Below are 6,725 nucleotides of genomic sequence, written 5' to 3' on the forward strand. Positions count from 1 at the left end.
CCGACCGGTTCGGCGCCCGCGCCGTCCGAGCCCGCCGGGCAGGGCCAGGGCGAGCCGTGCACCGCCGAGGACGTCACCGTCACCGAGGAGGGCACGGCCGAGGGCGAGGGGCCGCAGGTCACGATCCCGCAGGGCTGCGCCGTCCCGGACGAGCTACTGACCCGCGAGCTGGACGAGGGCGTCGGCCCCGGCGCCGAGCCCGGTGGGTCCGTGCGATTCGACTACACCATGGTCGAGTGGTCGAGCGGTGAGGTCGTGGAGAGCACCTTCGGCGAGCCCGCCACGATGACGGTCCGCTTCGGCGAGGAGCAGGAGTTCGCCTCCTGGGGGGAAGCTCTCGTCGACATCAAGGAGCGCGGCAGGCGCCTGGCCGTCGTCCCGGAGGGCGAGGGCTACCCCGAGGGGTCCGACCACCCGGCCGCGGGCGAGCCCGTCGTCGTCGTCACCGAGGTCGTCAGCGTCGATACCCCGCAGTGACCGCAGGTCGGTGTCCGGCCCCGCCCGCCGGAGCCGGACACCGACCGCGATCAGGGCAGCAACAGCAGCTTGCCCGTGGTGCGCCGGCCCTGGAGGTCCTCGTGCGCGGCGCGGGCCTCGGTCAGCGGGTAGCGCCCGCCCACCCGGACGTCCAGAGCACCCCGCGCGACCGCGTCGAACAGCTCACCGACACGCCAGTCCAGCTCCGCGCGGGTGCGCGTGTAGTCGCCGGTCTTGGGCCGGGTGAGAAACAGCGATCCGCCCGAGTTCAACGCCTGGGGGTCGATCGGGGGCACCGGGCCGCTGGCCGCCCCGAACAGCGCCAGCAGGCCGCGTGGCCGGAGCGCGGCCAGGCTGCCCTCGTAGGTGGAGGCGCCCACCCCGTCGTAGACCACGGCGACTCCCTCGCCGCCGGTGAACTCCCGTGCGGCCTCGACGAAGTCGCGGTCGGTGTAACGGACGACCTCGTCGGCGCCCGCCGCACGCGCCAGCGTCTCCTTCTCCTCGGTGGACACCGTGCCCAGCACCCGCGCCCCCCGGGCCTTGGCGAGCTGCACCAGCAGCAGGCCGACCCCGCCCGCCGCCGCGTGGACCAGCACCGGATCGCCCTCGCCGACCGGGTGGGTCGACGCCGTCAGGTAATGCGCGGTCACCCCTTGCAACAGCAACGCGGCCGCCGTCTCGTCCGACACCGCGTCGGGCACCCGGACTACCACGTCGGCGGGCACCACCGCCCGGCCCGCGTAGCCGCCCGGGGCACCCTGCCAGGCGACGCGGTCACCCACGGCGACCTCGTCCACCGCCTCTCCCACGGCGGCCACCCGGCCCGCGCCCTCCAGGCCCGGCGTGTAGGGCAGGGACACGGGGTAGATCCCCGCGCGCTGGTAGGTGTCGATGTAGTTCACCCCGGCCGCGGCGACGTCGACCAGCACCTCCCGGGGGCCGGGCGGTCCCGGCTCGACCTCGGCGACCTCGAGGACCTCGGGCCCTCCGGTCGTGCGCATCCGAATCGCCGTCGTCATGTACGTCCTCCTCGACTCGTGCGGTGGCACCGCTCGGCCCGTGTCGTGCCACCCGTACCGGGTAGCCTGCCGGAGACATCCGAACGCGTGACCACCCGCCCACGGGAACAACTCCCGGGGCCGCGGCGCTGGGTTTCGACGTGCTCCTTCCCGTTCTGCTCGGCTTCGCGGCGGCGTTCCTCTTCGCCGCCTCGGCCGCACTGCAACGCCGGGCCGTGCTGCGGGCCGCCGACTCCGACGTCGAGCACCGCGCCAGCACACACCGGCTGCCGGTGCTGTGGCTGTTCCGGCGGCTGCTGCGGCAGCGGGTGTGGCTGGCCGGGTGGACGGCGAACCTCGTCGGGTTCTTCGCCCAGGCGGCCGCGCTGCACTTCGGGTCGGTCGCGCTCGTGCAGCCGCTGCTGGTGACCCAGCTCCTGTTCGCGCTGCCGATGGCCTCGGCCGCCGTACGCCGGTGGCCGCCGCTGCGCGACTGGCTGGCCGCGCTGGCGATCACGGGCGGGGTGGCGGTGTTCCTGTCCGTCGAGGGTGCCGCGCCGATGGCCGGTACGCCGGACCGCGCGCGGGTCGTGCTCGCTCTGGCCGTGGCCGCGCTGACCGTGGGCGTGCTGATCCAGCTCGCGCAACGCCTGCCGCCCTTCGGGTTCAGTGCGCTGATCGCCGCGTCGGCGGGGATCTGCTACGCGATGAGCGCGGCCATGATGAAGCTCACCGCCGACAGCCTCGTCTCCGAGGGCGTGGCCGCCACCGCGCGCGACTGGCCCGGGTACACGCTCGCGCTGACCACCCTGGCCGGGCTCGTGCTCGGGCACCAGGCCTACGGTTCCGGGTCGCTGTCGGCCGCCGTCGCGGTGATGTCCATCATCAACCCGGCGGCGAGCTTCGCGACGGGCCTGCTGGCCTTCGACGCCGTCCTCGACACCGCGCCCGGGCCGCTCGCGGCCGTCGCGGGAGCGGGAACACTGCTGGTGGTCGGCGTGGTCGGGCTCGCGCACTCGCCCGCGGTCCAGCAGGAGACACGGAGCACAGCAACGCACGGCGTTTACCCCGTTCGAGGTAACGTTTAGGCTACGGCCGACTCACGGATGCGTCATGCTGGTCGGTGAAGACCTCCGGCGGCGCGGCGGCTGCCCCGGCCCGCGCCGCGCGGGTCCGTCCGCCGGGCGGACGGGCGACGCATCCGGTCCGACCCGACCCGAAAGATGTGACCTGACGTGCACACTCCCACGTTGTCCCCCCAGCGGCATCTGGTCATCGAGATCCCCCACCTTCGCGCCACCGTGTCCCGCGCCATCGTGCTCGCGCTGGAGACGGCCATCGTGCCGACGCTGCTGTTCATGCTGCTGCTCAACTTCACCGGCCTCGTTCCCGCCGTGGCCGGGGTGCTGGGCTGGAGCGCCTTCGTGATCGGCATGCGCAGGCTGATGCGCCGCGACGTGCCGCACACCCTGTTGCTGTCCACGGGGATGTTGGTGAGCCGGGCGCTCGTCGCGCTGATCACCTCGAGTGCGGTGGTCTACGTGCTCCAGCCCGTCGCCGGTTCGATACTGATGTTCCTGCTGTTCGTCGGCAGTGCCGTGCTCGGCAAACCCATCACCGAACGCCTGGCGCGGGACTTCATCCACCTGCCCGCCGAACTGTGCACCCACCGCACCGTGCGGCGGGTGTTCGTCAACGTGGCCTTGATGTGGGGCGGATCACGCCTGCTGGACGCGGCCATGACACTCGGGTTCCTGCGCTGGAGTCTCGACGCCGGCCTGCTTTCCCGGGGCGTGCTCAGCGGCCTGCTCACGGCGCTGACCATCGCCGTGTGCGCCGGACACGGCTGGCGCAGCCTGCGCAGGCTGCCGGACGTGACGCTGCGCATCGCGAAGGCTCCGACGCCGTCGGCTGCCCCCGCCACCTGAGGAGCTGAATTCCCGCCGACCGCGCGTAGACGGAGGCACGACCGGGGTACTCGGACCCCGTGCTCACTGCGGGTTCGGTGCCGGACACCACACCCACGGCGGCTCCCCGAGCGTCCGGGTGGTCAGCGCGACCCGGATGGTGGGCCGAGATCCTGCTCGGCCTCGGGCTGTTCGGGTTCTATCTCGCGCTGGGGGCCGTGCGGCTGCCGGGGCACAGGCGGCGTGCCGAGGCCAACGGCGAGGCCATCCTCGCCGTCGAGGCCGCCACGGGCACCGACGTGGAGCGCGCCCTCAACACCTGGCTGGCCGCCCGGGGCTGGCTCACCGTCGTGGCCAACTACGAGTACGCCGTCAGCTACGTCGCCGTCACGCTGCTCACCCTGATCTGGCTCTACCTCCGCAGGCCCGGCGCCTACCGCTGGGCGCGCCGCTCGTTCGTGGTGGTCAACCTCGTCGCCATCGTGTGCTTCTGGCTGTACCCGGTGACCCCGCCGCGCCTGCTCCCCGGCGCGGGCTTCGTGGACACCGTCCGGCTCGGGGGGACGTGGGGCTCGTGGGGCTCGCCCCTGGTGGACGGGGCCAACCAGCTCGCGGCGATGCCCTCGCTGCACATCGCCTGGGCCGTGTGGGTGTCGGTCGTGCTCGCCCGCGTCCGCGCGAGTGTGCCCGTCCAGGTCGCCAGCGCGGTGCACGTGGTGCTCACGTTGCTGGTCATCGTGGCCACGGGCAACCACTACTGGCTGGACGCTCCCGGAGGGGTGGCGGTGGTCTGGCTCGGCGTGCTGGCCGCCGACCTCCTCGGGCGGCGGCGCGGCGCGGTGACGTGGACCGCTCCCGCCGGGAATTCCCTTCGCCACCCGGCGGGCGGTGCCTACACTGGCGCCGTGACTGACACCGCAACCGAGACCACCGAGCAGAGTCCCTCCCGGCCCGGCAAGGCCCAGCTCGCGGCCGCCCGCGCGTTCGTCGCCGAGCACGGCGACCCGGCCAGGGCGGTGGTGGAACGCCTCGGCCGCGCGGGTGCCCGGGTGGTGCTGGTCGGCCAGGACGGTGCGCTCGGTGACGTGGTCGTGCCGAGCGTGGAGACCGGCGAGGCGCTGATCGCCGCGGTCGAGGAGCTCACGGCCGCCGAGTGGGACGCCGACACCGTCGGCGCGACCGCGATCGGGGCCGAGCACCGGCGCAGGATGGCAGGCCCCCGGGCCCGGCGATGACCGCCGAGGTCCTGTTCGCGTCGTGCCGGAAACTGCCGGAAGGCGACGGTGACGAGTACGCCGTCCTTCCCGCGCTCGCCGACGTCGGCGTGCGCGCCCGCTGGGCCGTGTGGGACGACGACGCGGTCGACTTCGCCGCCGCGGACCTGGTGGTGCTGCGCGCCACCTGGGACTACTCGTGGCGCCGCGAGGAGTTCGTCGACTGGTGCGCGTCGGTGCCCGGGGTGCGGAACGCGGCCGAGGTCGTGCGCTGGAACACCGACAAGCGGTACCTGACGGATCTGGCCGCGGACGGAGTGCCCGTGGTGCCGACCACGGTCGCGGAACCCGGCATGCGTCCCGACTGGCCCGACGGCGAGTTCGTGGTCAAGCCCGCCGTCGGCGCCGGTTCGGTCGGTGCGAAGCGGTTCGGCGCGGCGGAGGCCGGGCGCGCGGCCGAGCACCTCGCCACCCTCCACGCGGACGACCGCGTCGCGCTGGTGCAGCCGTACCAGGCGAGGGTCGACGCCGAGGGGGAGACCGCCCTGGTCTTCTTCGGCGGGCTCTACTCCCATGCGTTCACCAAGGGCGCCATGCTCACCGGTGCCGAACGCGACGGTTCGGGCCTGTTCGTCTCCGAGAAACGCGGTGTCACCGAGCCCGGGCCCGCGGCCCGGGCGCTGGCCGAGAACGCGCTCGACGCGGCGAGCGGCCGGTTCGGTCTCGCGCGGGCCGACCTGCTCTACGCGCGGGTGGACGTGGTGACCGCCGACGACGGCACCCCGGCGCTGCTGGAACTGGAACTCACCGAACCGTCCCTGCGTTTCGACCTGGCCGACGCGGCGGCTCCGTACCGCTTCGCCTCGGCCGTCCGCGCGCACCTCGCCTGACCCCGGCGCGTTCGTCGGCAAGGCCTCCTTCACTGCGTTGAGTGCAGTAAAGGAGGCCTTGCCGAGATGCCAATAAAGTGTGCGGCGGTCAGGCCACGCGTTTGGCCGCCAGGCGCTCCGGCTTGGGCCAGCGAACGTTACGGGCCCAGCCGAGCTTCTCGAACAGCCAGATGATCCGGGCGGAGATGTCGATCTGCCCCCGCAGCACCCCGTGCCGCGCGCACGTCGGATCGGCGTGGTGGGAGTTGTGCCAGGACTCGCCCATCGACAGCACCGCGAGCGGCCAGAAGTTGGCCGCCTTGTCGCGGCTGGCGAAGGGACGCTCACCGACCATGTGGCAGATCGAGTTCACCGACCACGTGATGTGGTGCGAGAAGGCGATACGCACCAGCCCCGCCCAGAAGAACGCGGTCACCGCGCCCCACAAGGACCAGGTGAGCAGGCCACCGAGCAGAGCGGGCAGGGCGAGGCTCGCGGTGATCCACAACCAGAAGTAGCGGTTGACCACGCGGAGGTCGTCGTCGGCCAGCAGGTCCGGGGCGAAGCGCTCGTAGTTGGTCACCTCACGCTTGAACATCCAACCCATGTGCGCGTGCCAGAACCCGCGCAGCAGCGCCGTCGGCGACGTGCCGAACAGCCACGGTGAGTGCGGGTCGCCCTCCTTGTCGGCGAACGCGTGGTGCCTGCGGTGGCTGGCCACCCAGAAGATCACCGAACCCTGCACGGCCATGCTGCCGGTGATGGCCAGCGCCACGCGCAACGGACGGCTGGCCTTGAAGGCGCCGTGGGTGAAGTACCGGTGGTAGCCGACGGTCACCCCGAGCGTGCCGACGGTGTAGAACACGGCGGCGAGCGCGAGGTCGATCCAGGTCAATCCCCACCCCCATGCGAAGGGGATCGCGGCCAGCAGGGCGACGAACGGGGTGAGCAGGAAGGTCTTCAGCACGACCATCTGCGCGGTCGTGCGTTCCTCCCCGACGATCGGTTTGGGCCCGGACTTGATCTCGGACGTGGATGCGGTGGTGCTCATCGTTCGATGTGACCTCAAATCGCGGGATCGGCCGTACAGGGGCCTGCTGACAGTGCAGCACAGGGTATCGGCGCTCGCACGCGCACACGTCACCGCCTCGGACGGCCGCCAACCGCTCGGACGCGGTGCGTACGGCCGATGACTCCGCGCGGTGAGCTGGAGGGCTCAGCCCGGCGCGCCGGAGACCTCCGCCCGCGCGCGGGGGC

At 72.8% G+C, this 6,725-nt stretch carries 7 protein-coding genes; 5 read left to right on the forward strand and 2 right to left on the reverse strand.

Annotation, left to right across the window (positions count from 1 at the left end; genetic code table 11):
* The coding region (locus SACSA_RS21980) for an FKBP-type peptidyl-prolyl cis-trans isomerase (RefSeq protein ID WP_019814787.1) at window positions 1-477 on the forward strand (477 nt) is incomplete at its 5' end.
* A 50-nt stretch (window positions 478-527) separates the two neighbouring features.
* Here SACSA_RS21980 and SACSA_RS0107695 read toward each other — a convergent pair.
* Complete coding sequence (locus SACSA_RS0107695; protein ID WP_019814789.1) at window positions 528-1,499, reverse strand: quinone oxidoreductase family protein; 972 nt, start codon at window positions 1,497-1,499, stop codon at window positions 528-530.
* Between the two features lie 140 nt (window positions 1,500-1,639).
* Here SACSA_RS0107695 and SACSA_RS0107700 point away from each other — a divergent pair, with 140 nt between their 5' ends.
* From SACSA_RS0107700 to SACSA_RS0107715, 4 genes are all read left to right on the forward strand, one after another.
* Window positions 1,640-2,566: a DMT family transporter gene (locus SACSA_RS0107700; RefSeq protein WP_019814790.1), complete on the forward strand. Its 927-nt coding sequence runs from the start codon at window positions 1,640-1,642 to the stop codon at window positions 2,564-2,566.
* Window positions 2,567-2,713: 147 nt separating this feature from the next.
* Window positions 2,714-3,406, forward strand: a complete 693-nt coding sequence (locus SACSA_RS0107705) for a DUF3159 domain-containing protein (protein WP_019814791.1) — start codon at window positions 2,714-2,716, stop codon at window positions 3,404-3,406.
* Between the two features lie 59 nt (window positions 3,407-3,465).
* Window positions 3,466-4,620 carry a phosphatase PAP2 family protein gene (locus SACSA_RS0107710; protein ID WP_019814792.1) on the forward strand — a complete coding sequence of 385 codons (1,155 nt, stop codon included), beginning with the start codon at window positions 3,466-3,468 and terminating at the stop codon, window positions 4,618-4,620.
* Complete coding sequence (locus SACSA_RS0107715) at window positions 4,617-5,489, forward strand: ATP-grasp domain-containing protein (protein WP_019814793.1); 873 nt, start codon at window positions 4,617-4,619, stop codon at window positions 5,487-5,489. Before SACSA_RS0107710 ends, SACSA_RS0107715 begins: the two co-directional genes overlap by 4 nt.
* An 88-nt stretch (window positions 5,490-5,577) precedes the next feature.
* On the opposite strand, the gene SACSA_RS0107720 is transcribed toward SACSA_RS0107715, so the two are convergent.
* The gene (locus SACSA_RS0107720; RefSeq protein ID WP_019814794.1) at window positions 5,578-6,519 is read right to left on the reverse strand and encodes an acyl-CoA desaturase; all 942 of its coding nucleotides are present in this window, start codon (window positions 6,517-6,519) and stop codon (window positions 5,578-5,580) included.
* Window positions 6,520-6,725 lie beyond the last annotated feature (206 nt).

This window comes from Saccharomonospora saliphila YIM 90502 (assembly GCF_000383795.1).
Taxonomy (GTDB): Bacteria; Actinomycetota; Actinomycetes; order Mycobacteriales; family Pseudonocardiaceae; genus Saccharomonospora; species Saccharomonospora saliphila.